The sequence below is a fragment of the Tessaracoccus rhinocerotis genome (assembly GCF_007197885.1).
GTDB lineage: Bacteria > Actinomycetota > Actinomycetes > Propionibacteriales > Propionibacteriaceae > Arachnia > Arachnia rhinocerotis.
The window spans coordinates 700,803-724,828 of the sequence record NZ_VKKG01000001.1; the positions used below are offsets into that span (position 1 = coordinate 700,803).

23 protein-coding genes, 4 tRNA genes and 1 pseudogene are annotated in these 24,026 nt (G+C 68.4%); 7 read left to right on the forward strand and 21 right to left on the reverse strand.

Annotated features, from left to right (window positions below; all coding sequences use genetic code 11):
* Positions 1 to 98 precede the first annotated feature (98 nt).
* Positions 99 to 3,578: a DNA-directed RNA polymerase subunit beta gene (rpoB, locus tag FOJ82_RS03395; RefSeq protein WP_185975599.1), complete on the reverse strand. Its 3,480-nt coding sequence runs from the start codon at positions 3,576 to 3,578 to the stop codon at positions 99 to 101.
* 820 nt (positions 3,579 to 4,398) lie between these two features.
* Here rpoB and FOJ82_RS17000 point away from each other — a divergent pair.
* A pseudogene (locus tag FOJ82_RS17000) lies at positions 4,399 to 4,542 on the forward strand (DUF559 domain-containing protein); the annotation flags it as partial.
* A 276-nt stretch (positions 4,543 to 4,818) separates the two neighbouring features.
* Here the strand turns inward: FOJ82_RS17000 and rplL are convergent.
* Complete coding sequence (gene rplL, locus FOJ82_RS03405) at positions 4,819 to 5,214, reverse strand: 50S ribosomal protein L7/L12 (RefSeq protein ID WP_143937022.1); 396 nt, start codon at positions 5,212 to 5,214, stop codon at positions 4,819 to 4,821.
* 54 nt (positions 5,215 to 5,268) lie between these two features.
* Positions 5,269 to 5,904: a 50S ribosomal protein L10 gene (gene rplJ / locus FOJ82_RS03410; RefSeq protein ID WP_143937023.1), complete on the reverse strand. Its 636-nt coding sequence runs from the start codon at positions 5,902 to 5,904 to the stop codon at positions 5,269 to 5,271.
* Positions 5,905 to 6,227: 323 nt separating this feature from the next.
* On the opposite strand from rplJ, the gene FOJ82_RS03415 reads away from it, so the two are divergent.
* From FOJ82_RS03415 to FOJ82_RS03430, 4 genes are all read left to right on the forward strand, one after another.
* On the forward strand, positions 6,228 to 7,127 hold the full coding sequence (locus FOJ82_RS03415) for an ABC transporter substrate-binding protein (protein ID WP_143937024.1): 900 nt from the start codon (positions 6,228 to 6,230) through the stop codon (positions 7,125 to 7,127).
* Between the two features lie 94 nt (positions 7,128 to 7,221).
* Positions 7,222 to 8,076: an amino acid ABC transporter permease gene (locus tag FOJ82_RS03420; protein ID WP_221933036.1), complete on the forward strand. Its 855-nt coding sequence runs from the start codon at positions 7,222 to 7,224 to the stop codon at positions 8,074 to 8,076.
* A complete protein-coding gene (locus FOJ82_RS03425) occupies positions 8,073 to 8,858 on the forward strand; it encodes an amino acid ABC transporter ATP-binding protein (RefSeq protein WP_143937026.1) in 786 nt (261 codons plus the stop codon). Before FOJ82_RS03420 ends, FOJ82_RS03425 begins: the two co-directional genes overlap by 4 nt.
* Before the next feature lie 7 nt (positions 8,859 to 8,865).
* On the forward strand, positions 8,866 to 9,450 hold the full coding sequence (locus tag FOJ82_RS03430; RefSeq protein ID WP_143937027.1) for a hypothetical protein: 585 nt from the start codon (positions 8,866 to 8,868) through the stop codon (positions 9,448 to 9,450).
* Between the two features lie 6 nt (positions 9,451 to 9,456).
* Here FOJ82_RS03430 and FOJ82_RS03435 read toward each other — a convergent pair whose 3' ends face one another.
* The 14 genes from FOJ82_RS03435 to FOJ82_RS03500 all read right to left on the reverse strand — a co-directional run bounded on the left by FOJ82_RS03435 (position 9,457) and on the right by FOJ82_RS03500 (position 19,708).
* Positions 9,457 to 12,519: an endo-1,4-beta-xylanase gene (locus FOJ82_RS03435; protein WP_143937028.1), complete on the reverse strand. Its 3,063-nt coding sequence runs from the start codon at positions 12,517 to 12,519 to the stop codon at positions 9,457 to 9,459.
* Between the two features lie 165 nt (positions 12,520 to 12,684).
* Complete coding sequence (gene rplA, locus FOJ82_RS03440; protein WP_143937029.1) at positions 12,685 to 13,386, reverse strand: 50S ribosomal protein L1; 702 nt, start codon at positions 13,384 to 13,386, stop codon at positions 12,685 to 12,687.
* 93 nt (positions 13,387 to 13,479) lie between these two features.
* Positions 13,480 to 13,905 (reverse strand): 50S ribosomal protein L11, encoded by a 426-nt coding sequence (gene rplK, locus FOJ82_RS03445; RefSeq protein ID WP_143937030.1) that lies wholly within the window; start codon positions 13,903 to 13,905, stop codon positions 13,480 to 13,482.
* Positions 13,906 to 13,986: 81 nt separating this feature from the next.
* Positions 13,987 to 14,805, reverse strand: coding sequence for a transcription termination/antitermination protein NusG (nusG, locus tag FOJ82_RS03450; protein WP_143937031.1), 819 nt, complete (start codon positions 14,803 to 14,805; stop codon positions 13,987 to 13,989).
* Positions 14,802 to 15,377 carry a preprotein translocase subunit SecE gene (gene secE / locus FOJ82_RS16625; RefSeq protein ID WP_143937032.1) on the reverse strand — a complete coding sequence of 192 codons (576 nt, stop codon included), beginning with the start codon at positions 15,375 to 15,377 and terminating at the stop codon, positions 14,802 to 14,804. Before secE ends, nusG begins: the two co-directional genes overlap by 4 nt.
* An 84-nt stretch (positions 15,378 to 15,461) precedes the next feature.
* Positions 15,462 to 15,534: transfer RNA gene (locus FOJ82_RS03460), tRNA-Trp, on the reverse strand.
* Positions 15,535 to 15,658: 124 nt separating this feature from the next.
* Entirely contained in the window at positions 15,659 to 17,041 is a 1,383-nt protein-coding gene (locus FOJ82_RS03465) for a glucosaminidase domain-containing protein (protein ID WP_143937033.1), read from the reverse strand.
* A 100-nt stretch (positions 17,042 to 17,141) separates the two neighbouring features.
* Entirely contained in the window at positions 17,142 to 18,125 is a 984-nt protein-coding gene (locus FOJ82_RS03470) for a UDP-N-acetylmuramate dehydrogenase (RefSeq protein WP_246099766.1), read from the reverse strand.
* A 49-nt stretch (positions 18,126 to 18,174) separates the two neighbouring features.
* Complete coding sequence (locus FOJ82_RS03475; RefSeq protein ID WP_143937035.1) at positions 18,175 to 18,591, reverse strand: MaoC/PaaZ C-terminal domain-containing protein; 417 nt, start codon at positions 18,589 to 18,591, stop codon at positions 18,175 to 18,177.
* Positions 18,584 to 19,009 (reverse strand): FAS1-like dehydratase domain-containing protein, encoded by a 426-nt coding sequence (locus FOJ82_RS03480; RefSeq protein ID WP_143937036.1) that lies wholly within the window; start codon positions 19,007 to 19,009, stop codon positions 18,584 to 18,586. The genes FOJ82_RS03475 and FOJ82_RS03480 overlap by 8 nt, the downstream gene beginning before the upstream one ends.
* 86 nt (positions 19,010 to 19,095) lie before the next feature.
* Positions 19,096 to 19,266: a 50S ribosomal protein L33 gene (gene rpmG / locus FOJ82_RS03485; RefSeq protein WP_143937037.1), complete on the reverse strand. Its 171-nt coding sequence runs from the start codon at positions 19,264 to 19,266 to the stop codon at positions 19,096 to 19,098.
* A 36-nt stretch (positions 19,267 to 19,302) separates the two neighbouring features.
* A tRNA-Met gene (locus FOJ82_RS03490) sits at positions 19,303 to 19,378 on the reverse strand.
* A gap of 35 nt (positions 19,379 to 19,413) precedes the next feature.
* Positions 19,414 to 19,486 (reverse strand) — tRNA-Thr (locus FOJ82_RS03495).
* Positions 19,487 to 19,622: 136 nt separating this feature from the next.
* Positions 19,623 to 19,708, reverse strand: a tRNA-Tyr gene (locus FOJ82_RS03500).
* A gap of 142 nt (positions 19,709 to 19,850) precedes the next feature.
* Between FOJ82_RS03500 and FOJ82_RS03505 the strand changes: the two genes are divergently transcribed.
* Together FOJ82_RS03505 and FOJ82_RS03510 are read left to right on the forward strand one after the other, a co-directional pair.
* Positions 19,851 to 20,342 (forward strand): YajQ family cyclic di-GMP-binding protein, encoded by a 492-nt coding sequence (locus FOJ82_RS03505; protein WP_185975600.1) that lies wholly within the window; start codon positions 19,851 to 19,853, stop codon positions 20,340 to 20,342.
* Between the two features lie 5 nt (positions 20,343 to 20,347).
* Positions 20,348 to 21,250, forward strand: a complete 903-nt coding sequence (locus tag FOJ82_RS03510) for an exodeoxyribonuclease III (protein ID WP_143937039.1) — start codon at positions 20,348 to 20,350, stop codon at positions 21,248 to 21,250.
* On the opposite strand, the gene mptB is transcribed toward FOJ82_RS03510, so the two are convergent.
* Genes mptB through FOJ82_RS03530 form a run of 4 tightly spaced genes read right to left on the reverse strand, consistent with a single transcriptional unit; the run spans position 21,226 to position 23,944 of the window.
* Entirely contained in the window at positions 21,226 to 22,728 is a 1,503-nt protein-coding gene (gene mptB / locus FOJ82_RS03515; protein WP_185975601.1) for a polyprenol phosphomannose-dependent alpha 1,6 mannosyltransferase MptB, read from the reverse strand. The genes FOJ82_RS03510 and mptB overlap by 25 nt on opposite strands.
* Complete coding sequence (locus FOJ82_RS03520; protein ID WP_143937040.1) at positions 22,721 to 23,026, reverse strand: 4Fe-4S binding protein; 306 nt, start codon at positions 23,024 to 23,026, stop codon at positions 22,721 to 22,723. The genes mptB and FOJ82_RS03520 overlap by 8 nt, the downstream gene beginning before the upstream one ends.
* Positions 23,023 to 23,565, reverse strand: a complete 543-nt coding sequence (locus tag FOJ82_RS03525; protein ID WP_143937041.1) for an NADH-quinone oxidoreductase subunit C — start codon at positions 23,563 to 23,565, stop codon at positions 23,023 to 23,025. Before FOJ82_RS03525 ends, FOJ82_RS03520 begins: the two co-directional genes overlap by 4 nt.
* On the reverse strand, positions 23,558 to 23,944 hold the full coding sequence (locus FOJ82_RS03530; RefSeq protein ID WP_246099724.1) for an NADH-quinone oxidoreductase subunit B: 387 nt from the start codon (positions 23,942 to 23,944) through the stop codon (positions 23,558 to 23,560). The genes FOJ82_RS03525 and FOJ82_RS03530 overlap by 8 nt, the downstream gene beginning before the upstream one ends.
* Positions 23,945 to 24,026: the final 82 nt, after the last annotated feature.

The following is a 24,026-nucleotide window of genomic DNA, read 5'->3' on the forward strand; positions in this document are numbered from 1 at the left end:
TGTTGTTCGTCTGAGTTGTTCTTGGGACCGAGCCCCTCCCCTGCGGTCGCAACCACAGGACGGGGGGCACACGGGGGGCGAGCCCCCCGTGCGTGTGCTCAGACTTCGCCGACGTCCATGAATCCGGTGTCACCACCCGGGCGGCGGCCCAGGTCGATGCCGAAGTCCTCTGCGGAGCGCAGGTCCTCCTCGGAGTCACGCAGGTCGATGATCCGGCCGTCGTCGGAGAGCACCTCGACGTTCAGACACAGCGACTTCATCTCCTTCACGAGAACCTTGAACGACTCCGGGATGCCCGGCTCGGGGATGTTCTCGCCCTTGACGATCGCCTCGTAGACCTTCACTCGGCCGGGGACGTCGTCGGACTTGATGGTCAGGAGCTCCTGCAGTGCCCAGGCGGCGCCGTAGGCCTCGAGTGCCCACACCTCCATCTCACCGAAGCGCTGGCCACCGAACTGTGCCTTACCACCGAGCGGCTGCTGGGTGATCATGGAGTACGGGCCGGTGGAGCGTGCGTGGATCTTGTCGTCGACGAGGTGGTGCAGCTTCAGCATGTACATGTAGCCGACACCGATCTTCTCCGGGTACGGCTCGCCGGAGCGGCCGTCGAAGAGTCGGGCCTTGCCGCCCGCGTCGATCAGGCGGTCGCCATCACGCGTGGGCAGCGAGTTCCCGAGCAGCCCCTGGATCTCCGTCTCGGAGGCGCCGTCGAAGACGGGGGTGGCGACCTTGGCGTCGCCCTCGACCCGGCCGAGGCCGACGTCGCGCAGGCGCTCGGCCCAGGCCTCCTCAACCCCGGTGACGTCCCAGCCGGTCTTGGCGATCCACCCGAGGTGGTTCTCCAGGACCTGGCCGATGTTCATTCGGGACGGGACACCCAGCGGGTTCAGGACGATGTCGACGGGCGTGCCGTCCTCCAGGAACGGCATGTCCTCGACGGGCAGGATCTTCGAGATGACGCCCTTGTTCCCGTGGCGGCCGGCGAGTTTGTCGCCGTCGGAGATCTTGCGCTTCTGGGCGACGTGGACCCGCACCAGCTGGTTGACGCCGGGGGGAAGCTCGTCGTCCTCCTCGGAGGCGTCGAAGACGCGGACGCCGATGACGGTGCCGGACTCGCCGTGGGGAACCTTCAGGGAGGTGTCGCGGACCTCGCGTGCCTTCTCGCCGAAGATGGCGCGCAGGAGGCGCTCCTCGGGGGTGAGTTCGGTCTCGCCCTTCGGTGTGACCTTGCCCACGAGGATGTCGCCCGCGGAGACCTCGGCGCCGATGCGGACGATGCCGCGCTCGTCGAGGTCTGCCAGCATCTCGTCGGAGACGTTGGGGATGTCGCGGGTGATCTCCTCGGCGCCCAGCTTGGTGTCGCGGGCGTCGACCTCGTGCTCCTCGATGTGGATCGAGGTGAGGACGTCGTCCTGGACGATGCGCTGGGACAGGATGATCGCGTCCTCGTAGTTCAGACCCTCCCAGGGCATGAAGGCGACGAGGAGGTTCTTGCCGAGCGCGAGCTCGCCCTGGTCGGTGCACGGGCCGTCGGCCAGCGGGGTGCCGACCTCGACGCGGTCACCGGGGGCGACCAGCGGGCGCTGGTTGATGCAGGTGCCGGCGTTGGAGCGCACGAACTTGTCGAGCTTCCAGGTGGTGTAGGTGCCGTCGTCGTTGGCGATCTCGATCAGGTCGGCCGAGACGGCGTGCACGACGCCCGCCTTCTTAGCGACGGTGACGTCACCGACGTCGACCGCGGCGCGGTACTCCATGCCGGTGCCGACGAACGGGGCCTCGTTGCGGACCAGCGGGACCGCCTGGCGCTGCATGTTGGCACCCATCAGGGCGCGCGAGGCGTCGTCGTGCTCGAGGAACGGGATCAGCGCGGTGGCCACGGAGACCATCTGGCGCGGGGACACGTCCATGTACTCGACCTCGGCGGCCGAGAGTGCATCGGCGTCACCGTGCTTGATCCGGACGAGCACCCGCTCCTCCGTCAGGCGGCCGTCCTCGTCGAGCGCGGCGTTGGCCTGCGCGATGGCGTAGCGGTCCTCCTCGTCGGCGGTGAGGTACTCGATCTGGTCGGTGACCTGGCCGTCGACGACCTTGCGGTACGGGGTCTCGATGAATCCGAACGCGTTGATGCGCGCGAACGTGGCCAGCGAGCCGATCAGGCCGATGTTCGGGCCTTCAGGGGTCTCGATGGGGCACATGCGGCCGTAGTGCGACGGGTGGACGTCTCGGACCTCCATGCCGGCGCGGTCACGCGAGAGGCCACCGGGGCCCAGGGCGGACAGGCGACGCTTGTGCGTCAGGCCCGCGAGGGGGTTGTTCTGGTCCATGAACTGCGACGACTGGGAGGTTCCGAAGAACTCCTTGAGCGCCGCGGTGACGGGCCGGATGTTGATCAGCGTCTGCGGCGTGATCGCCTCGATGTCCTGCGTGGTCATGCGGTCCCGCACGACGCGCTCCATGCGGCCGAGGCCGGTGCGCAGCTGGTTCTGGATCAGCTCGCCCACGGTGCGGAGGCGACGGTTGCCGAAGTGGTCGATGTCGTCGGCCTCGACGATGACGCCGTCGAGGTCCTCCTTGTGCTCGTGGAGGGCCACGATGTACTTGATGGCGGCGACGATGTCCTCGATGGTGAGGACCTGCTGGTCGAACGGCAGCTCGAGGCCCAGCTTCTTGTTGATCTTGTACCGGCCGACCTTGGCCAGGTCGTAGCGCTTCGGGTTGAAGTAGTAGTTCTCCAGCAGCGCCTGCGCAGCGTCGCGCGCCGGCGGCTCACCGGGGCGGAGCTTGCGGTAGATGTCGAGGAGGGCCTCGTCCTGGGTGTGGACCGAGTCCTTCTCCAGGGTCAGGCGCATCGACTCGTACTCGCCGAACTCCTCGAGGATCTTGTCCTCGGTCCAGCCGAGCGCCTTGAGCAGGACGGTGACGTTCTGCTTGCGCTTGCGGTCGAGGCGGACGAACACCATGTCACGCTTGTCGACCTCGAACTCCAGCCACGCACCGCGCGACGGGATGACCTTGCAGGAGTAGATGTCCTTGTCCGACGTCTTGTCCGGGGTCTGCTCGAAGTAGACGCCCGGGGAGCGGACCAGCTGGGACACGACGACACGCTCGGTGCCGTTGATGATGAAGGTGCCCTTCTCGGTCATCAGCGGGAAGTCGCCGATGAACACGGTCTGGGACTTGATCTCGCCGGTGTCGTTGTTGACGAACTCGGCGGTGACGAACAGGGGCGCGGCGTAGGTGACGTCGCGGTCCTTGCACTCCTCGATGGTGTGCTTGGGCTCCTCGAAGCGGTGGTCGCGGAAAGACAGCGACATCGTCTCGTTGAAGTCCTCGATGGGCGAGATCTCCTCGAAGATCTCCTCCAGGCCGGAGCGGGTGTTCACATCGGTGCGGCCGGCAGCCAGTCGCTCCTCGACGGACTTGCTCCACTCCGCGTTTCCGATCAGCCAGTTGTAGGCGTCGACCTGTAGGTCAAGCAGGTTTGGGACCTCGAGCGGCTCATGGATCTTCGCGAATGAGATCCTTCCGCTGGTCGATACGACATTGGTGTTCTTCAACGCAGAGCGCGAGGTTGCCAAGATTCGGTCCTTCCAAGAACGCGAGAAGCTGGTTCTTCGCACAGCAAAAGACCCGTGTCAAATGACAGGGCACGTTTGCATAGCAGGGCAAAAAACCACTATAGGCCACGCCGACAGAATCGGCAACCCGCTGACCGTACCCGGGGAGGTCACCCTCGACCTGTGGCCAGCATATCCGAGACCCCTGCCAGATGCCACGCCCCCTCCCCTTCGGCGCGTGCGCCCTGGGGACATGCGCGCGGCGGGTCCGTGGGCCCGCCGGGCGGCCGACCCGACACGCCGCACGGATTCGCCCATGGGGTGGCCCGTGCCCTCTGCGTCGATTCCGATCGGCAGTTCGGGTCGGGTGGTCGCGGTCGAGTCGAGCCGAGACTTTTCCACAGACGGTCGCCGTCGTGACGGACGGCGGTGCGCCACAACCAGAGTTCGGGCATGGAGGAACTCATCGACACCTGCGCGGTCGACGGCGTGGTCGCGCGGAAGGACCTCGTCGCCGCGGGCGCGACCAGGGCACAGTTGAAGGCGGCCGAGGACGGCGGCCTGTTGGTCCGTCTCGGGAGGTGCCGGTACGCGACGGCGGACGCCGACGAGGGCGTCGTCACGGCCGTGACCGCCGGCGGCACCCTGACCTGCCTGTCGGCACTCGAGCGGCTGGGGGTCTGGACACTCGACGTCGGCCCGGACCACCACGTGCGACGGGCGGCCCGACGGCGGCGCGACGGTCCCGTGGTGGGGGCGATCGAGTGCCGCTCCACCCTCTCCCACCGCGGACCCGCTCGGACCTGGAGGACCTGCTCGTCGGCCGGAGGGTCCTCGTCGAGTGGACGGCTTCGAGCACCACCGCTCCCGCAAACAGTTCCGCGAGGACCGACGCCGCGACCGGCGGGCGCGCGAGCTGGGCTACGTGGTGCTGCGCTTCACCTGGGAGGACGTGATGCACGCCTGGCCGAAGGTCGTGGCCGAGATCCTCGCCTCCGTTGGCAACGACTACCACCGGCTCGCGCCGCGCCCCCAGGGCGGCCGCCGGTCCCGCAGGTCGACGCCGCCATTGGACGACCCGAAACGCCGCACGGAATCGCCCCATGGCCCGTCCCCTCCCCCTCGATTCCTGTCGGCGGTTCGGGTCGGGCATCCGCCGTCGACACGGCCGCGACAACAGCGACCACTCCAGGAACAGCGAGTGGCCCGCACCCCTCGGAAGGGGAACGGGCCACTCGTGAGTCGTTGGCTCAGGCCGAGGTCACTTGACCTCGACGGTGCCGCCGGCAGCCTCGAGGGACTCCTTGGCCTTGGCCGCGGTGTCCTTGTCGACCTGCTCGAGGACGGGCTTCGGAGCACCCTCGACGAGGTCCTTGGCCTCCTTCAGGCCGAGGGAGGTCAGAGCGCGGACCTCCTTGATGACTGCGATCTTCTTGTCGCCACCGGAGGTGAGGATGACGTCGACCTTGTCGGAGCCAGCCTCTTCGTCACCGGCGTCGTCGCCACCGGCAGCGGCCGGGGCGGCGGCAGCCACGGCCACCGGAGCGGCAGCGGTGACCTCGAAGGTGTCCTCGAAGAGCTTGACGAACTCGGAGAGTTCGATGAGGGTCATTTCCTTGAACGCGTCAAGGAGGTCTTCCTTGGAGAGCTTCGCCATGTTGGGCGTTCCTTTCGTCTCAGTTCGTCAGCAGCGGTACTTGCTGCGGGCGGATCATTCCGCAGCGTCTGCTGCTTCGGTTGCCGCGTCAGCGGCGGTGACGTCGCCAGTGGCGGCGTCGTCGTTCGTGGCCTCGGCAGCCGGCGCGGAGCCTGCGCCACCGATGAGGGCCGGGTTGGCCTCTGCGGCACCCTGGAGGGCACCGAGCAGACGGGCGCTCTTGGACAGCGGGGCTGCCAGAGTGCCTGCGGCCTTGGCCAGGTTGCCCTTGAGCGCACCAGCCATCTTCGCCAGCAGGACCTCGCGGGACTCGAGGTCAGCCAGCTTCAGAACCGTATTGGCGTCAAGGAACTTCCCGTCCATGACGCCACCCTTGATTGCCAGGAACGGATTTGCCTTTGCGAAGTCGCGCAGCCCCTTGGTGGTGGCGGCGACATCACCCGAGATGAACGCGATGGCAGTGGGGCCGGTGAAGGAGTCTTCGACACCCTCGATCCCGGCTTCCTTCGCTGCAATCGCGGCAAGGGTGTTCTTCGCAACGGCGTAGGTGGCATTCTCACCGAGCGTGCGCCGCAGTTCCTGCAGCTGCGCGACGGTGAGACCGCGGTACTCGGTAAGCACAGCAGCCGCAGACTCGCTGAAGTTGTCCTTCAGCTCCGCGACCGTGGCAGCTTTGTCCGGCCTCGCCATTGGGTCTCCTTTCCTAACCTGTTGACAGCCGGCGCACCCTGGCGGGGTACCCCGGCGCCGAATCACCCAGACAAGAAAAAAGACCCCGTCGCCAGGTGGCGCGGGGCTGCACAGCTCAGCTGTGGAACACTTGCGATCACCTGCGCGGGCACCCGGATGGGAATTGAGACTCTCGTCGCCTGCGGTCTTCGGCTCGCACGACACTACCTGCCGCCGCACCCGAAACCAAATCGGCCGGCCCCTGCGGCACCACCCGATGCGGTTCCACTCGGGGCGCTGGGATATCCTCAGCCCTTGAACCACCAAGCACCCAAGGAGAATCGATGCGCCTGCGTCCGATCATCGCCGCTGCCGCCACCGCCGCCCTCGCGCTCACGGCCTGCTCAACCCCCACCGACGAGACGACGACGCCCGCCGAGTCCACCGACCGCACCCACGACGTCTCGGGCGTGGAGAAGGTCGACGAGATCGCCTCGCTGCTGCCTGCCGACGTGGCCGACTCCGGCAAGCTCGTCGTCGGCGCCTCGATCGACTACGCCCCCGCGGAGTTCCGCGCCGAGGACCTGCAGACCGCCATCGGCTACGACATCGACCTGAGCCGCGCGCTCGGCAACGTGCTGGGCCTCGAGGCCGAGATCGCCGCGGCCGAGTTCGACTCCCTGCTGCCCGGCATCGGCACCAAGTACGACGTCGGCATCTCCTCGTTCACCATCACCGAGGAGCGCACCGCCAACTACAACATGATCAGCTACATCGAGGTTGGCTCGTCCTACGCCGTCAAGGCCGGCAACCCCACGGACTTCGACCCGGAGAACGTGTGCGGGACCACGATCGGGGTGCAGACCGGCACGTACCAGGAGGAGGAGCTGGTCACCTTCAACGAGGCCTGCACCGAGGCCGGCGAGGAGGCCATCGAGGTGCTGCCCTACGCCAGCCAGTCCGACGTCACCACCAACGTCATCGGCGGCAAGGCCGACGCCTTCTACGCCGACTCCACCGTCGCCCACTACGCGGTCGAGCTGACCGGTGGCCAGATGGAGGTCGTCGGCGGCATCCGTGACTCCGCCCCGCAGGGCATCGTCGTCAACCAGGACGACCCGGAGCTCACCGAGGCCATGCACGCCGCCATGCAGCACCTCATGGACGACGGCACCTGGGAGGCGATCCTCACCAGCTGGGGCAACGAGGACGCCATCATCACCACCGCCGAAGTCCACCCCTGAGACCATGGCCGACGCCCCGGAGCTGATCAGGGCCCGTCCGGTCCCCAGGCCCACCCTGTGGGTCTGGGCGGCGGTCGTCCTCGTACTGGCGGCGATGCTCGTCAACAGCCTGCTCACGAACCCGAACTACCGCTGGGACGTCGTCGGCCAGTACCTCTTCGACCCCCGCGTGGTCGCGGGCGTCGGCTGGACCCTGCTCCTGACGCTCGGCGCGATGGTGATCGGCATCGTGCTGGCGGTCGCCAGCGCCGTGATGCGGATGGGGACCAACCCCGTCCTGAGGGCGGTCTCGACGGTCTACATCTGGTTCTTCCGCGGCACCCCGGTCTACACACAGCTGGTCTTCTGGGGCCTGCTGTCGGTGCTGTACCCGCGCCTGAGCCTGGGCATCCCGTTCGGTCCCGAGTTCTTCGTGTTCACGACGGCCGACGTGGTCAACGCCACCGTCGCGGCGTTGCTCGGTCTGGGCCTCAACGAGGGCGCCTACCTCTCCGAGATCGTGCGCTCCGGGCTGAACGCCGTCGATGACGGTCAGTGGGAGGCCGCGTCGGCGCTGGGCATGAGGCGCTCGACGACCCTGTGGCGGATCATCGTGCCGCAGGCGATGCGCGTCATCGTCCCGCCGACGGGCAACGAGACCATCTCCATGCTGAAGACCACGTCGCTGGTACTGGCGGTGCCCTTCACCCTGGAACTGACGTTCGTCACCAACGCCATCGGCAACCAGAACTTCCTGCCCATCCCGCTGCTCATCGTCGCGGCGATCTACTACCTGGTCATCACCTCGGTGCTGATGGTGGGGCAGCACTACCTCGAGGCCTACTACGGCCGCGGCTTCGACGGCAACGACTCGGCCACCGCCTCCACCCGCGGGATGTCCCGCAAGCAGCAGGCCATCCTCGCCGCCCGCACCACCCACGCAGACCCCTACCTGGACGTCACACCATGACCGACACCACCGCGAAGATCCAGATCGACGGAGTGCACAAGTTCTTCGGCGAACTGCACGTCCTCAAGGGCGTCGACCTCCACGTCGAGCAGGGTGAGGTGGCCGTCCTGCTGGGTCCCTCCGGATCCGGCAAGTCCACGCTCCTGCGTTGCGTCAACGGGCTCGAGGAGTTCAACGCCGGCCGCATCCGCGTCGACGGCGAACTCGTCGGCCTGCGGGAGGTCACCCGCCGCGACGGCTCGGTCGAGCTGCACCGTCGCACCGACGCCGACATCGCCCGCCAGCGCTCCCGGATCGGGATGGTCTTCCAGCGCTTCAACCTGTTCCCGCACCAGACGGCCCTGGGAAACGTGATGGAGGCGCCGCGCAAGGTGCACCGGTTGTCACGCGGGGAGGCCGAGCGCAGGGCGCGCGAACTCCTCGAGCGCGTCGGCCTGGCGGACCGGGCGCACCACTACCCTGCCCAGCTCTCCGGAGGGCAGCAGCAGCGCGTCGCGATCGCACGGGCGCTGGCCATGGAACCGGAGCTCATGCTCTTCGACGAGCCGACGTCCGCGCTGGACCCCGAGCTCGTCGGCGAGGTGCTGAGCGTCATGAAGGACCTCGCGGCCTCGGGCATGACGATGGTTGTCGTCACCCACGAGGTGGGCTTCGCCCGCGAGGTCGCCGACCAGGTGGTGTTCATGGACGACGGTCTGGTGGTCGAGGCCGGCGCGCCCGACCAGGTGATCGGCGACCCGCGCAACCCCCGCACCCGGGAATTCTTCGCCAAGGTGCTCTGACGATCCGGTGAGAACCGTCGTCGTGCTGCTCACCGTGGCGCTCGCCGCGATGCTGGCGGTGCTCGCGTTCCTGTTCCTGGCCCCCAAGGATGACGGGTCGCCGTCGCCGTCGCCGACACCCACTCCGCCCGCGAGCCCCGCAACGACCGCCACCACTGGGAGCACCCCGCCCACGCCGGGGCCGGCGCCGAGCGGGTCGGGCTCCCCCTCGTCGACCCAGACGCTGATGTGGCAGGGCAAGGCCACGTTCGAGCACTTCACGGTGGCCGTGCTCGAGGACACCGGTTCGGGCGAGATGGTCGAGGGCAAGGCAGGGCTGCTCGTGGAGGTGTGCGTCACCACCGCCCTGGAGGAGGGCCGCGACACCCGGATCTCGCTGGAGCCGTGGAGCCTGCAGGACTCCAACGGCAACACCCAACGGCCGCAGGACCCCGGCGCCTACGAACCCGCCTTCCCCGCAGGTGGAACCTACGGGGAAGGCGAGTGCGCGAAGGGCTACCTCACGTTCGACCTGGTCACCGACCAGGTCGACCACGTGGAACTGGTCTACGCGAACGGCCTGGGCGACCGTGCCGTGTGGCAGTTCCACTGAGCATCGTCAGCGGAACCTGACGATGTTGTTCAGCACCCACCCCGACGTGTTCCGGTAGGTCCAGACGTCGCCCTGGAGACTGGCGGCCACGTGGTCGGCCCAGATCCAGGAGCGGCAGCCTCCCCTGCCGGTCACCGCGGTGTCGCACTCGGTGCGCCACTGGCGGCCGTCGGGGGCGGTCCACTGGCCCGTGTACCCCAGCGGGTTGTTGGCCCACTGCGCGCGGGTCAGGTACGGCAGGTAGGTGAGGTTGTTGAAGTGCCAACCGGTCTCGCCCACGAACCGTCCGTCCACCACCTTCACCTGGGTGGCCCAGATCTCTGTGAAGCAGCGGATGGTCTGCGAGTAGGGCTCGCACTCGGTGTACCACCAGCGACCGTTCACGTTGTGGAACCCGGGCGTGGAGTACAGGTCCTGCCCAGGCGACGGCGCGGGCGTGCTGGGTGAGGGCGAGGGCGTCGGTGAGGGCGTCGGGCTCGGCGACGGTGTCTCGGCCACGAGGAGCCGTGCCACACCCCACCGGGCCGTGTTCTGGTACCCGAGGCCCGTCGGGTCGGCCCAGCTGGTGATGCCGGTCCGCTCACCCGCGACGCCGTCGTTGACCTGGACGTCCAGGCCCTGGACGGTGCCCGCGCCGGCGTACTCGCCGAGCTCGATGGCGGCCTCGACGACGTAGCCGCCGTCGGTGGTCGCAGTGGCGCTGCTCACCCGTGCCAGCTGGGTGGCCTCGTCACCGGTGCCGAACGAGAGCTCACCGTCGACGTTGATGCGGATCTGGGTGTCGGTGGCCTCGTAGGCGCCGCCCTTGCGGTTGCCGAGGTCGACGAAGAACTCCACGGAGTCCTGCACCCACGGGTCGGAGGCGGACACGTCGATGACGTCGTCGGTGACCTCAGCCAGCAGGTAGAGCTTCGTCCCGTGCCACAGCGCCCGCACCTCTGCAGTTGCCGCGGTCTCATCGCCGGTCAGGACCCTCGCGGTGGTGAGGGACTGGGCATCCGCCCAGGCGGCGTCCACCTCCGCGTCCACCGTCGGCGCACCGTCGGCCTCGAGGACGTCGATGGTGGAGAGTTCCTCGACCAGCGAGATGGCGCCCAGGGCATCCCCCGGGTTCCAGTCGACGACACCGGCTGGGGTCGTCACGGACACGTCGAACCCGAGGCTGTCGCCCTCTGCGAGCTCGGCAGGCACGTGCACGAGCACGGTCCACCCCTCGCCTTCGTCGTCGATGACGGCGTCGGTGTCGCTCCGCGAGACCGTCGTGGCACCCTCCCCGAGCGTGATCGTGACCTGCGAGGCGTCCTCGGGCAACTCGGCCCACACCACCAGGTGCTCGGGAGTCCAGCGCAGTTGGAACTCGCCCACGTCGCCCACGGCATGCAGCGGCAGGTCCTCCCAGGTCCGGGACGCGAGACCCTCGGCGTTGGCCGGTACGTCGCCGGCGAAGACTACTGCGTCGCGGATGATGGGAGTCAGGTCGTCGGAGTCGACGATGCCGTGGTAGGCGTCCTTGGCCGAGTAGGTGGCAGAGAACGCCAGCGGCGCCTGCTCCGAGCGCCAGCTCCGGTTGTCGGTGAGACCCCAGATCGTGACGGAGAACAGCTTGTCCGAGTGTTCCCGGAACAGTTGGAAGGCGTCTCGGTAGTAGTGCCCCTGCTGCACGAGGGCGGCCTCGGTGACGGGAGTGCCGACGGTGACGTCCAGCTCGGTCACCGCCTGGATGACCGGCAGCGCGGCGAACCGCTCGATGGCGGCGTCCAGGCTGCTGATCGGGGTCGAGAGGCTGACGTGGAACTGGTGGCCGACGCCGTCGACGGGGACGTCGCGCTCGAGCAGGCCCTCGATCACCTGGAGGTAGCGGTCCTGCTTGCCCGCCTGCTCGGTGTTGTAGTCGTTGATGAAGAGCTGCACGGGACGCTCGACGCCGGGCTCGGCGTGGACCTGGTTGAAGGCCTCGTCGGCGTAGGTGAAGGCGAGGTCGATGAAGTCCTGGCCGAGGATTCGGTACCACTCCGAGCGACGCAGGCCGTCGTCGGTCCGCTCGTCGGAGATGACCTCGTTGACGACGTCGAAGGCGACGAGCTTGTTCGTCGCAGAGCCGAAGTTGCCGAAGTTCGTGGCGAGGTACTCGGCGACGTCGAAGACATGGGTCCTGAGCCGCGACCGCAGGATCTCCCGATCGGCCTCGGAGTCCGTGAGGGGCTCACCCGCCTCGTCCTGGAAGAACCACTCGGGCACCTGGCTGTGCCACAGGAGGACGTGGCCGTACACCGCGAGGTCGTTTTCGGCGGCGTAGGTCATCAGGGTGTCGACCTGCGGATCCGGGCTGAAGTTGCGCTCCTCGTCGTACCAGGCCTCCGGCTTCATGTGGTTCTCGGCCGTGATCTGGCCGAAGTGCTTGAGGAGGAGCTCGGAGGCCAGTCCGGTGGTCTCACGCTGGTCGATCGCCACGCCGACGGGAAAGTCGACGGTGTCCTTGATCGGTAGCAGGTCCTGCACCTCACCTACAACAGCTCCGATGGAGATGTCGTCGACGAGGAAGTCGGCGGTCCCGGCGGAGGTCTCGAAGTAGATCAGGTTGGGGGCCTCGGGGAGGGTGAGGGTGGTCTCGACCGGCACCCACTCCCCCGCGCCGACACCGGTGACGGTGGCCATGTTCACCCACTTGTCGTCGGCGTCGTCGGGCACGTCGCGCTCGACCGAGACACGGATGTCCGCCGTCCCCTCGGCCCCGGCCGGGAGCTTCACCCACGCGGTCAGCTCGTAGACCGCCCCCGCCTCGAGGACGCCCCCGATGGAGGCGCTGAGGCCGTTCCAGGAAGCGGTTCGGCCCGAGACGAGGGCCGCGCCCTCGCCGCCGTGGGCCTCGGCCACCAGCGTGGCCCCCGCCTCGCCCGAACCACGCACGGCCCAGGGCTCCAGCTGGCTCTCGAAATCATTGGTCAGTGCTGTCTCAACGGTCTCCGCCGCGGCCGGACCGGCCAGCGTGCCGGCCCCCAGGGCGAGTGCGGCGGCCAGTGCGGCGGTCAGTAGCCGCCTTGACGTGGATGGTTTGTCCTTCAGCCTCATGGTGCTCCCTTGCAGTCTCTCGATGCTGTGGGCAACACCATACGTACATTAGTCTGTCCGTACAACAAATTTCGTAGAGTTTCGCAGACTCGTTTCGCAGACATGCAGAAACGGGGTGGGCGCCGTGCGCCCACCCCGTTTCGGGAACTGCTCAGGTACTGCCGATCAGGCCTCGGCGGCCTTGTGCGCGGCGCCGTCGACGAGGATGCTCGGGCTCATGGTGGCCGAGATCGCGATCTTGCGCAGGTAGCGGCCCTTGGAGGAGGCCGGCTTCAGGCGCAGGACCTCGTCGAGGGCTGCGAAGTAGTTCTCGGCCAGCTGCTCGATGGAGAACGACGCCTTGCCGATGATGTACTGCAGGTTGGAGTGGCGATCGATGCGGAACTCGATCTTGCCGCCCTTGATGTCCGAGACGGCCTTGGCCACGTCCATGGTCACGGTGCCGGTCTTGGGGTTCGGCATCAGGCCACGGGGGCCGAGGACGCGGCCCAGGCGGCCGACCTTGCCCATCATGTCCGGGGTTGCCACGACTGCGTCGAAGTCGAGGTAGCCGCCGGCGACCTTGTTGACGAGGTCATCGGTGCCGACCTCGTCGGCACCGGCCTCGAGCGCGGCTTCAGCCTTCTCACCGGAGGCGAAGACGAGGACCCTTGCCGTCTTGCCGGTGCCGTTGGGAAGGTTGACCGTGCCGCGGACCATCTGGTCCGCCTTGCGGGGGTCGACGCCGAGTCGCATGGCGACCTCGATGGTCTCGTCGAACTTGGCCGCGGCCATGTCCTTGATGAGACGCAGCGCCTCTTCTGGGCTGTAGATCTGGTTCTCGGCGCGCTTCTCGGCGGCCGCGGCGTATGCCTTGGTGTGCTTCATTCTGGTTCCTTGTCTTAGTCGGCAGCCTCGCAGGCTGCTCCACCAGGTCCTGGTGTGGGGTTTGCACTCCCCTGCCAGGGAAAACGATTTTGGTCAGTCGGTGGTGATGCCCATGGAACGGGCGGTTCCCTCGACGATCTTCATGGCGGCCTCGATGTCATTGGCATTGAGGTCCGGCAGCTTGGTGGCGGCGATCTCGCGGACCTGGTCCTTGCTGAGCTTGCCGACCTTGTTCAGCGCGTTGTCGGAGCCCTTCGTCAGGCCGGCGGCCTTCTTGATGAGCTCGGCTGCGGGCGGGGTCTTCGTGATGAAGGTGAACGTGCGGTCCTCGTAGATCGTGATCTCGACGGGGATGACGTTTCCGCGCTGGGACTCCGTCTGGGCGTTGTACGCCTTGACGAACTCCATCATGTTGACGCCGTGCGGACCGAGTGCGGTACCGACGGGCGGGGCAGGGGTGGCTGCGCCAGCCTGCAGGGCGATCTTGACGACCGCCGAAACCTTCTTCTTGGGAGGCATGGGTGGGTCCTTTTGTTGGTTGTGGAACTGGTCCCGTTTCAGGCGACGCCCTGGGCCCGGGACCGGGCGCAACAGTTCAGCTTAGACGACTTTCTCGACCTGTCGGAACTCGAGGTCGACGGGCGTCTCGCGCCCCAGGATCTCGACGAGAGCGCGCAGCCGCTGGCTGTTGGCATTGATCTCGGTGATCGTGGCATGGACTCCCGTGAAGGGTCCATCGGTCACCATGACGGAGTCGCCGACCTGGAAGTCGACGACCTCGACCTTCTTCTTGCCCCGAGACGCGTTCGCGGAGCCGGCGGACTCGGCCGCGACCTTCGCAACCACGGACGGGGTAAGCATCTTGAGGACCTCGTCCACGCTGAGCGGGACGGGGGTCTGGCCGTGGCCGACGAAGCCGGTCACGGACGGGGTGTGGCGCACGACGCCCCAGGACTCGTCGGTCAGGTCCATGCGGATCAGGACGTAGCCGGGCAGCACGCAGCGGGTGACGGTCTTGCGGGTGTTGTTGCGAATCTCGACGACGTCCTCGGTGGGGACGACGGTCTCGTAGATGTAGTCCTCCATGTTGAGGGACTGCGCACGGGAGTCCACGTTCTGCTTGACGCGGTTCTCCATGCCCGAGTAGGTGTGGATGACGTACCACTCGCCGAACTTGGACTCGAGTTCTTCCCGCAGCTGCGCGATGGCGGCGGCGGTGGCGTCGTCGTCCTCGGGCGCGGGCTTGGTCTCCTCCTCGTCCTCGTCGTCGCTGAGGACCACCTGGGTGTCCTCGTCGTCAACTGCAGGCTCCTCGACGGCGCCGAAGTCGATCTCGACCTCGTCGGTGGGCTCCGGCTCTGGGCTCAGGTCCCCGAGATCGATCTCGAAGTCTTGTGCGCCGGTCTCGTTCTCACTCATCGGTCATCTCCAAACAGGCTGAGCAGACCCCAGCCGAAGAACAGGTCGAGCAGACCGATGAAGGCGATGAAGAACAGGACGAACACCAGCACTGCGCTGAAGTAGCTGACCAGCTGCGGCCAGGTGGGCCACACGACCTGCTTGAGCTCGGCGGCGGACTGCTCCACGAACTTCGCCGGGTTGCCGGCCCGGTACGGGTCCGTCTCCTCCCGCTCGCTCTCGGACCGCTTGCGCGTGGCAGTGGTCTTCTTCACGGGTGCCTTCGCGGTCTTGCGCGCGACGCGGACCGTCTCAGAGGCTGACTCGTTCTCCTCGGCGGAGAAGTCCTCCTCCAGTTCGGCGATCCTGGCGTCCTCGGCCTCGGGAGTGAGGTCCTTCTTGCGGACCGGTGCCTTCGAGGTCTTGCGCGGGACGCCGGTGAAGGCAGCGCTGTCGCTTCCGTTGGCGGGGTCGTCAGACGCCTCGACCTCGGTGGCCTCGGCCACGTCGTCGGTTGCGGCTCCCAGTCCCTCGGCCGACTCATTCTCGGCGAGTTCGTCGAACTCGTCCGATTCCGGAGTCTTGTCGCTCACGCGCTTACCCTTCGGTCAACAAACAAAATGCCTTCCGCCCCATCGGGACGGCAGGCGCCTTTGAAACAGTATCGGACTGCTTCGCAGGGCAGGAGGGACTCGAACCCCCAACCTGCGGTTTTGGAGACCGCTGCTCTGCCAGTTGAGCTACTACCCTTCATGACTCCACCCACCTCGATCCCGCTGTGCTGGAGGCACAGGGAATCATAGGCAAACTTCGCCAGATCCCCAATACTAGGCCAACTTCCCCCACGGAGTCGAACCGAGATCCGTGCTGGTGCTCACCAGTCCAGCAACCGGGCCCAGACGACGGCCGTGACCTCGCCCGTGGGTCGGATGAGGTGGTGGCGCTGGAACGCCCTGACGGCATCTGCCGTAGTGGCGTCGAAGCTGCCGGTGGTGGGCACCTTGAACCCGGCTTGGTTCAGTTCGAGCTGGACGGCAGTCACGGCCTCTCCCCTGGCCCCCTGCGTGAGCTTCGGCAGGAGCGCAGACCAGGACTTGTCGTCCATCACACCAGTGACGCCCACACCGACCCTGCGCTGCCAGCTCGAGACGGCGTCCCGGGACGCGGAGCCGAAGATCCCATCCACCACCAGGGCTGAGCCTCCGTAGGCGTTGAGGAGGTACTGCATCGTCTGCACGCCCTGCTCCTTGGCGCCCGAGGTGTAGGCCGGGAAGTCGGGCCCGGGCACGAACTCCGGGATGACGTCGGGCCGGGCCGGGGCGCTGGGCAAGGGCTTGGGCTTCCAGTCCGGATTGAAGCCGGCCGTGGGCACCGTCGGCAGGTTGTAGCGGTACAGGTTGTACTTGACCATGATCCCGATGACGGTGGTCGAGTAGTTCGGGTCGGTGGCGTAGCCGGCCCTGTGCACCTCCCGGATGAAGTTGTCGGGATCGGCGGAGTACTTGAAGGCGCCCTGGTAGCGGCGGTTGGCCGACAGCAGGCGGCCGTAGTCGAGCAGCGAGTCGCCGACGCTGGCGTACGTGCGGAAGGAGGACACCTCCTCGTACCAGCCGTTGGAGCCGTACTCCCGGGAGCTGACGTCGACGCAGCCGCTGGCGTACGGGGTGGTACCGCCGCACTTGATGGAGAAGTAGCTGTTGATCGGGTCCTGCGACATCTTCGAGCGGCCCCAGCCCGTCTCCAGCGCGGCCTGGCCGATCGCGACCGAAGCCGGGATCCCGGTGTCAGCCTGGTTCTTGCGGGCGGCTTCCACGAGGCTCGCGATGAACCCGGCGGTGTCGGCCGCCGCGGCGGGGCTCAGGACGGTGTCCGGCTGCAGCGCCTTCTCCGGGTTGGTGAACGCCTCCGAGAGCGGGACCGGCTCTTCGCTGGTGACGGCCTCGGTGGCGACGGGATCGGTGGTGACGGGATCGGTGGTGACGGCCTCGGTCGCGACGGGATCAGTGGTGACGGCCTCGGTGGCGACGGGATCAGTGGTGACGGCCTCGGTGGCGACGGGATCGGTGGTGACGGCCTCGGTCGCGACGGGATCAGTGGTGACGGCCTCGGTGGCGACGGGATCGGTGGCGACGGGTTCGGTCGGGACGGCCGTCTCCTCCACGGTCTCGGCGTTGGCCGGCTGCACGGTTGGGGCCAGGCTGAGCGCGAGTGCGGCGGCGGCAGCCAGCGCCACCACCGCGGTGCGAAGCGAACGCAAGATTCTCGTCCTTCCGGATGCGGGCCGCGCAGGGAAGCGACCGTCCGGCAGCAACCTAGCGGAGCTTCCCGGCGATCCGGGAGGCACCTGAAGCTGGGCTTCAGCTTCGCCCGGGCCCACCCAGCCGGGTTCCGACGAGGTTCACCTCGGGGACGAGCCGAACGCCGAAGCGGGCCTCCACGCCGTCACGGACCTCGGTGGCGAGGGCGACCAGGTCGGCCGCCGAGGCTCCCCCGCGGTTCGTGAGCGCCAGCACGTGCTTGTGGGACAACGCTGCGCGTTCGTTTCCGTGGCCCTTGGCGAAGCCCGCGTGCTGGATGAGCCAGGCCGCGCTGGTCTTGACGCGCTCACCGGCGGGGTAGCGCGGCGCCTCCGGCGGCAGGGCGGCCGCGTCCTCGGGGGTGAGAACCGGATTGGTGAAGAATGACCCCGCGCTCCAGGTGTCGTGGTCTTCGGCGTCGAGCACCATTGCCTTGTTCCCACGGATGGCGAGCACGGCGTCGCGTACCTGACGGGCCGGTGCCCGCTGCCCGACGTCGACGCCGAGCGCCCGGGCCAGTTCGGGGTAGGCGACGGGATCGCCGAGGTCACCCCGGCGCAACTGGAAGGTCACGTTCAGCACCAGGTGGCGGCCCGGCTCCTCCTTGAAGCGGGAGGACCGGTAGCCGAAGCCGCACTCCGAGGCGGCGAAGGTGCGGCGCACGCGCTCGCGGCGGTCCCAGGTGAGCACGGACGCTATGGTCCGCGAGACGTCCGAACCGTAGGCGCCGACGTTCTGGATCGGCGTCGCTCCCACGAGGCCGGGGATGCCCGAGAGGGTCTCCAGCCCTGCCCACCCCTGGGCCAGCGAGTGGGCGACGAACTCGTCCCAGTTCTCACCAGCTGCGACCTGGACGCTCGCGCCGGCACAGTCGGAGACCTCCGCACGGATCCCCTTCGTGGCCACGCGCACGACGGTGCCGGGGAAGCCCTCGTCGGCCACGAGCACGTTGGACCCGCCGCCGAGGACGAGGACGGCCTCGCCGCGCTCGTCGCAGGCGGCGACGGTCTCGACCAGCGTCTCGTCATCGGTGGCCACCACCATGCGAGCCGCCGGCCCTCCGACCCGCAGGGTGGTGTGGTCGGCCAGGCGGTCAGCCAACGCGCACCTCCGCGCGCGCCGCACCCAGGACCGCGTCGTCGCCGCAGGTGGCGGTGATCCCGAGCTTGGCCACGCCGTCGTTGACGTCCGTGACGGTGGCGTTCACGACCACCTCGACCCCCTCGTCGTCGTCGGGGACCACGACTGGCCGGGTGAAGCGCACGAAGTACTGCTGGACGCGGGTCGGGTCGCCGACCCAGTCGGTGACGATCCTGAGGGCCGCACCCATGGTGAACATGCCGTGGGCCACCACGCCGGGCAGGCCGATGGCCCGGGCGTGGCGGTCCGAGAAGTGGATCTCGTTGAAGTCGGTGGAGGCCCCGGAGTAGCGCACGACGGTGGAACGGGTCACGCGGATCCGCAGTTCTGGGAGCTGGTCGCCCTTGGCGACGCCGGTGAGGTCAGGCATCGGAGTCCTCCCTGGTGTGCATGAGGGTCGAGCGGGCCGCCACGGCCGTGGTCCCGTCCACGGCGAGGTCCACGACGATGCTGACCATGTCCAGGCTCCCGCGGTTGCGGACGCGCTCGATGGTGAGGGTGGCCACGACGTCGTCGCCGTCGCGCAGGGGGCGGGTCACCTCGAAGGACTGGTCGCCATGCATCGTGCGGTGCAGCGCGAGGCCGAGCTCCGGGTCGTCGAACAGGGAGCCCCAGGCCTGGGCCGCGATCACTGCGGCGAACGTCGGCGGCGCCACCGGCTCGGCGGCGAAGTAGGCAGGATTGGTGTCCCCGATGGCCTGCGCGAACTCGGCGATCTTCGCGCGGCTGACTCGGTAGGGCGCGGCCGGCGGATAGCTCCGGCCCGCGTGTTCGGGTGTGATCGGCATGGGATCAGGCTAGGGCATCTCCCCCACCGAAGGCAGCGACGGCCGCCCCCGTGGTGGGGACGGCCGTCGGTGGAACTGTGCTGGGTTCAGCGGGTCTCGCGGTGCGCACGGTGGGTGCGGCAGCGCGGGCAGAACTTGCTGAGCTCGAGACGATCCGGGTCGTTGCGCCGGTTCTTCTTCGTGATGTAGTTGCGCTCCTTGCACTCGGTGCAGGCAAGCGTGATCTTCGGGCGGACGTCCGAACCCTTCTTGGCCATGATTTTCCTCGTTTTCTGAGTTCTTGGGCTGAGTTGTGGTGACGAGGGCGGGACTTGAACCCGCGACACAGCGATTATGAGCCGCTTGCTCTACCGACTGAGCTACCCCGTCGAAGTTCAACCCCGAGGGTTCCCGAAGAAGAACAGAGCCCCCATGCGGAATCGAACCGCAGACCTTCTCCTTACCATGGAGACGCTCTGCCTACTGAGCTATAGGGGCCAGCCGACGACCAAACATACAACAAGATCCGTTGCCGTCCCAAATCGGGCCGGCGAGGGCCTCCACCGCCTTCCCCGACGGCCGTCGAGGGCCGGAGAGGCAGTGTTCAGGCCCCGGACCAATCCGATCCGAGGCCTGGTGGCAGGTGCAGGATTCGAACCTGCGTAGGCGTACGCCGACGGATTTACAGTCCGCTCCCATTGGCCACTCGGGCAACCTGCCGCGCCGGGCGAACCCAGCGATGCAAGAGCCTACCGAACAGGTGGGCCCGACGGCAAAATCGCCTAGCGCGTCGTCCTGCGGACCCCTCCACGCGCGGCGCTGGCACAATGGTCGGCACACCCAAGCCCCCGCAGGAGGACCAATGGCATCCGAGAGCTCGTTCGACGTCGTCAGCAAGGTTGACCGCCAGGAGGTCGACAACGCCCTGAACCAGGCGGCCAAGGAGGTGCGCCAGCGCTTCGACTTCAAGAACACCGACGCCTCCATCAAGTGGTCCGGCGAGGCCATCGAGATGGAGGCCGTCTCCGAGGACCGGGTCAACGCGGTCCTGGACGTGTTCCAGACCAAGCTCGCCCGCCGCGGCGTGAACCTGAAGGCCCTCGACGCCGGCGAGCCCCGGCAGTCGGGCAAGGTCTGGAAGATCACGGCCGTGACCAAGGAGGGCATCAAGACCGAGGACGCCAAGAAGGTCGCCAAGCTCATCCGCGACGAGGGTCCCAAGGGCGTCAAGACCCAGGTCCAGGGCGAGGAGCTGCGGGTGAGCAGCAAGAGCCGCGACGACCTGCAGACCGTGCAGAAGATGATCAGGGACCAGGACTACGACTTCGCCGTACAGTTCGAGAACTACCGCTGACCTGCATGGAGACTCTTCGACTGGGAACCCACAACGTGAACGGGATCAGGGCCGCGCTCCGCAGGGGCGCGGCCCGGTTCTGGGACGCCACCGACGCCGACGCCGTCGCCCTGCAGGAGGTCCGCTGCCGGGTGGCCGACCTGCCTGAGGACGCCTTCGGTGACCACCACGTCACCCTCGAGGCGGGACAGCTGGCCGGGCGCAACGGAGTCGCCGTCCTCACCCGCGTGCCGCCCACCCGCGTGCGGACGCTCTCGGGAACGGTGCACCGGGCGGCCCCGGACGGCCCGATGGCCGAGGAGAGTGTGGAACGGATCGTGAACCGCGACCTGGCGCCCTTCGCCCACGAGGGCCGATACCTCGAGGTGGACCTCGCCGACGCGCCGGTCCGGGTTGCCTCGCTGTACCTGCCCAAGGGCGCGGCCTGGCCCCACGAGGAGGGCTCAAGGGACAAGTACGAGCGCAAGATGCGATTCATGCGCGGCTTCGCCCGCCTGCTCACCGCCTCCCGCCGGGAGGCCGCGGCGCTCGGGCGCGAGTTCGTCGTGGTCGGTGACTTCAACGTCGCCCACACCCGCCAGGACCTGCGCAACTGGCGCAGCAACCAGAAGTCAGAGGGCTTCCTGCCCGAGGAGCGCGACTGGTTCGGCAGCATCGTCGGACCCCGGCGGCTCGTCGACGTGGTGCGGCACCTGGAGCCGGAGTCCGACGGCCCCTACTCGTGGTGGTCGTGGCGCGGGCAGGCGTTCGCGAACGACTCGGGCTGGCGCATCGACTACCACCTGGCCTCGCCCCGGCTCGCGCGCGCCGCGATCCGGCACCACACCGCCCGCGAGGCCAGCTACGAGGAGCGGATGAGCGACCACTGCCCCGTCGTGGTCGACTACGACCTGACCGCGCTCGCCTGAGGCGGGGCGGGCGCGTCCCAGTCCTGGTCCAGCTCGTGGGACTTGACCGACTCGTAGAGCGCCCAGACCAGCAGCAGCCCGATCAGCCAGGGACCGTTGCGCAGGGCGAAGTTCATGGCCGCGTAGCCCAGCAGCACGGCGGTGATGACGATGGCCACCCGCAGCCAGCGCCGCGAGGGCCGGGTCATCGGGAACAGCACCCCTCCCCACACCACGTACCAGGAGTGGATGGCCGGTGCGCAGAACGCGAACAGCAGGAACGACCAGGACACGAAGTGGACGGGACGCCGGCCGAGGTGCCTGACCGCCAGCCAGACGATGCCGATCGCACACACCACTATGCCGACGGCGCGGGAGACGTTGATCGCGGTGCGGCCGTCCGGGTCCGGGTCCAGCCCGAAGAAGTCGAGCGGGTACTGGATCGCGTGCCCGAGCACGCTGAACGGCGAGACCGTGTCCACCATCCCCGGGACGTTGACGGCGTTCACCCAGCCGAAGCCGAGGCCGGTGGCGACGCTGATGCCGGCGAAGACCACCACCGACACCAGCAACGAGACGAAGCCGCGGGTGATGGCCCAGGACAGCGGTCGGGCCTTCCAGCTCGTCCAGGGCGTCACGAGGAAGGGCAGCGCCACCGCAGCGAGGAAGGCCGGCTGCTTGATGCTGGCCGCCACCCCGACGATGACGGCACCCACCCACCAGTGTCGGAACACCATGGTGAACCAGATGCCCAGCAGCATCAGGCCCGTCATCAGCGAGTCGTTGTGCATGCCACCGACGAAGTCGATCACGAGGATCGGGTTCAGGACCGCGAACCAGCTGGCGGCGTAGGGGTCGACTCCCAGGAGGCGCGCGATCCGCGGCACCAGGATGCCGATCAGTGCCACGCCCACGAGGGCTGGGATGCGCATCAGCTGGGCGGACCAGAGCGGGTCGAACCCGGCGAGCACCACGAGCCAGTGGCTCATCCGCAGCGCGAGCGGTCCGTAGGGGGCGGGGGTGTCGCGCCAGACCCAGGCGACCTGGTCCGCGAAGGTTCCCGGCAGCACCCCCGGCCCGACCGTGTAGGGGTTGATGCCGTTCTCCAGCATCCAGCCCTGCGCGGCGTAGGAGTAGGCGTCGTGGGAGAAGATGGGCGGCCCCAGCAGCAACGGCAGCGCGATCACGCCGAACACCGCCCAGTGCCGCAGCTGCGGCAGTCCCTTCGCCCTCCGCCGCGACGGGCGCAGCCGCAGCCAGGACTCCAGCAGGAGCGCCAGCCCCACCAGGGTGAGGACGGTGCCAGCCCACTTGGACACCGGCCCGTCGAGCCGGAGCTGGTAGAGCACCTCCCACACCGGTGAGGCCTGGGGCAGGTAGGCGGGGCTGAGCGAGCCGAGCAGGATCAGGAGCGAGCCGAGGAACCCGGTACGCACCGCCCGGGTGCCGACCGCCAGTCGCACTGCTTGCAGCGCCTCCTCGAACCGGCCGCTAGCCACCGTGGAGGCCGTGGAGCAGGTCGGACAGCCGATCGGTGGCCGGGACGTGCGCGCCGTCCCACAGGAGCGCGTCGGTGGGGCACTGCTCGATGCAGACGCCGCAGTACATGCACAGGGCCCAGTCGATGGTGAAGGTGTCGAGCACGTTGTGGGTGCGCTCGCGCGCGCCCGGCGCGGGCGCGGACTTCTCGGTGTGGGAGGTCAGCGAGATGCACCAGGTGGGGCACTCGCGGGCGCAGATCATGCAGGAGGTGCAGCGCTCCGCCACCAGCGCAATGGATCCGTGTGCGTGGGTCATCGGCCCCTCCTGACGCGCGTCCCGGAGGCGGACAGTGCGATCTCGGCCGCCGTCGCGTCCGGGTTGTCGAGCAGCCCTGCCTCGGGAACGCCCGGCGGGACCAGTCGGCGCCTGCCGGGGCTGGCGTCGGACTCCCCGGGCTCCAGCGCCCCCGGCCACCGCCCCTGGATGCGGGGTTCCAGCAGGAAGTCCTTGCGCAGGGGCGTGCCGCCGCCGTGGTTGAGCAGCGGCCGGTTGTCGTCGCCGGTGAACCGGACGCCGAAGAAGTCGTGGACCTGGCGCTGCAGCCAGGCCGCCCCGGCGTAGAGGGGGGTGATGCCCGCGAGTTCGCACCGGTCGCGGTCCACGAGGACGTCGAGGCGCAGGCGGCGGGCACCCTCCGCGTCGGTGAGGAAGAGCAGGACGCGGATGTGGTCGCTGAGCCCGACCTCGTCGACAGCAGTCAGGTTGGCCAGGTGCACGAAGCCCTCCGCGCGCGCACGCTCGACGCGAGGGAACCACTCCCCGGCCGCGACCACCTCGCCAGAGCCCTCAGCCAAGGCGCACCTCCTCCAGAACCGCTGCCAGCGCCTCGGGCGGCGGTGGGCAGCCCGCGATGAACCGGTCCACCTCCACCCCCATGTCGGCGGCGCCCTTGGCCACGGAGTAGGAGTCCCAGTAGGGCCCGCCGACGCAGGCGCAGGACCCGAAGGAGACCACCACCGGCTTGCCCGGGAGACCGGCGAGGAGTTCACGCACGGCGGGTGCCACGGCGTTGGTGATGGTGCCGGAGAGCGCAACCACGATCCGGGCGCCGGCGGGGACGTCGACCAGGTTCGCCGTGCCCGCGGCCGCCTGCGACTCGAGCGCGCAGCACGCCAACGGGACGTCCACGACGTACACCGAGGAGTCCCCGAACCAGTCCTTCGCCTGCAGCATGTCCTAGATCCTACGATGACCGGGCCCGACGCCAATTCCGCAATGGTTTCCACGCGTATCCATCTGCCTACAATGTGATGCG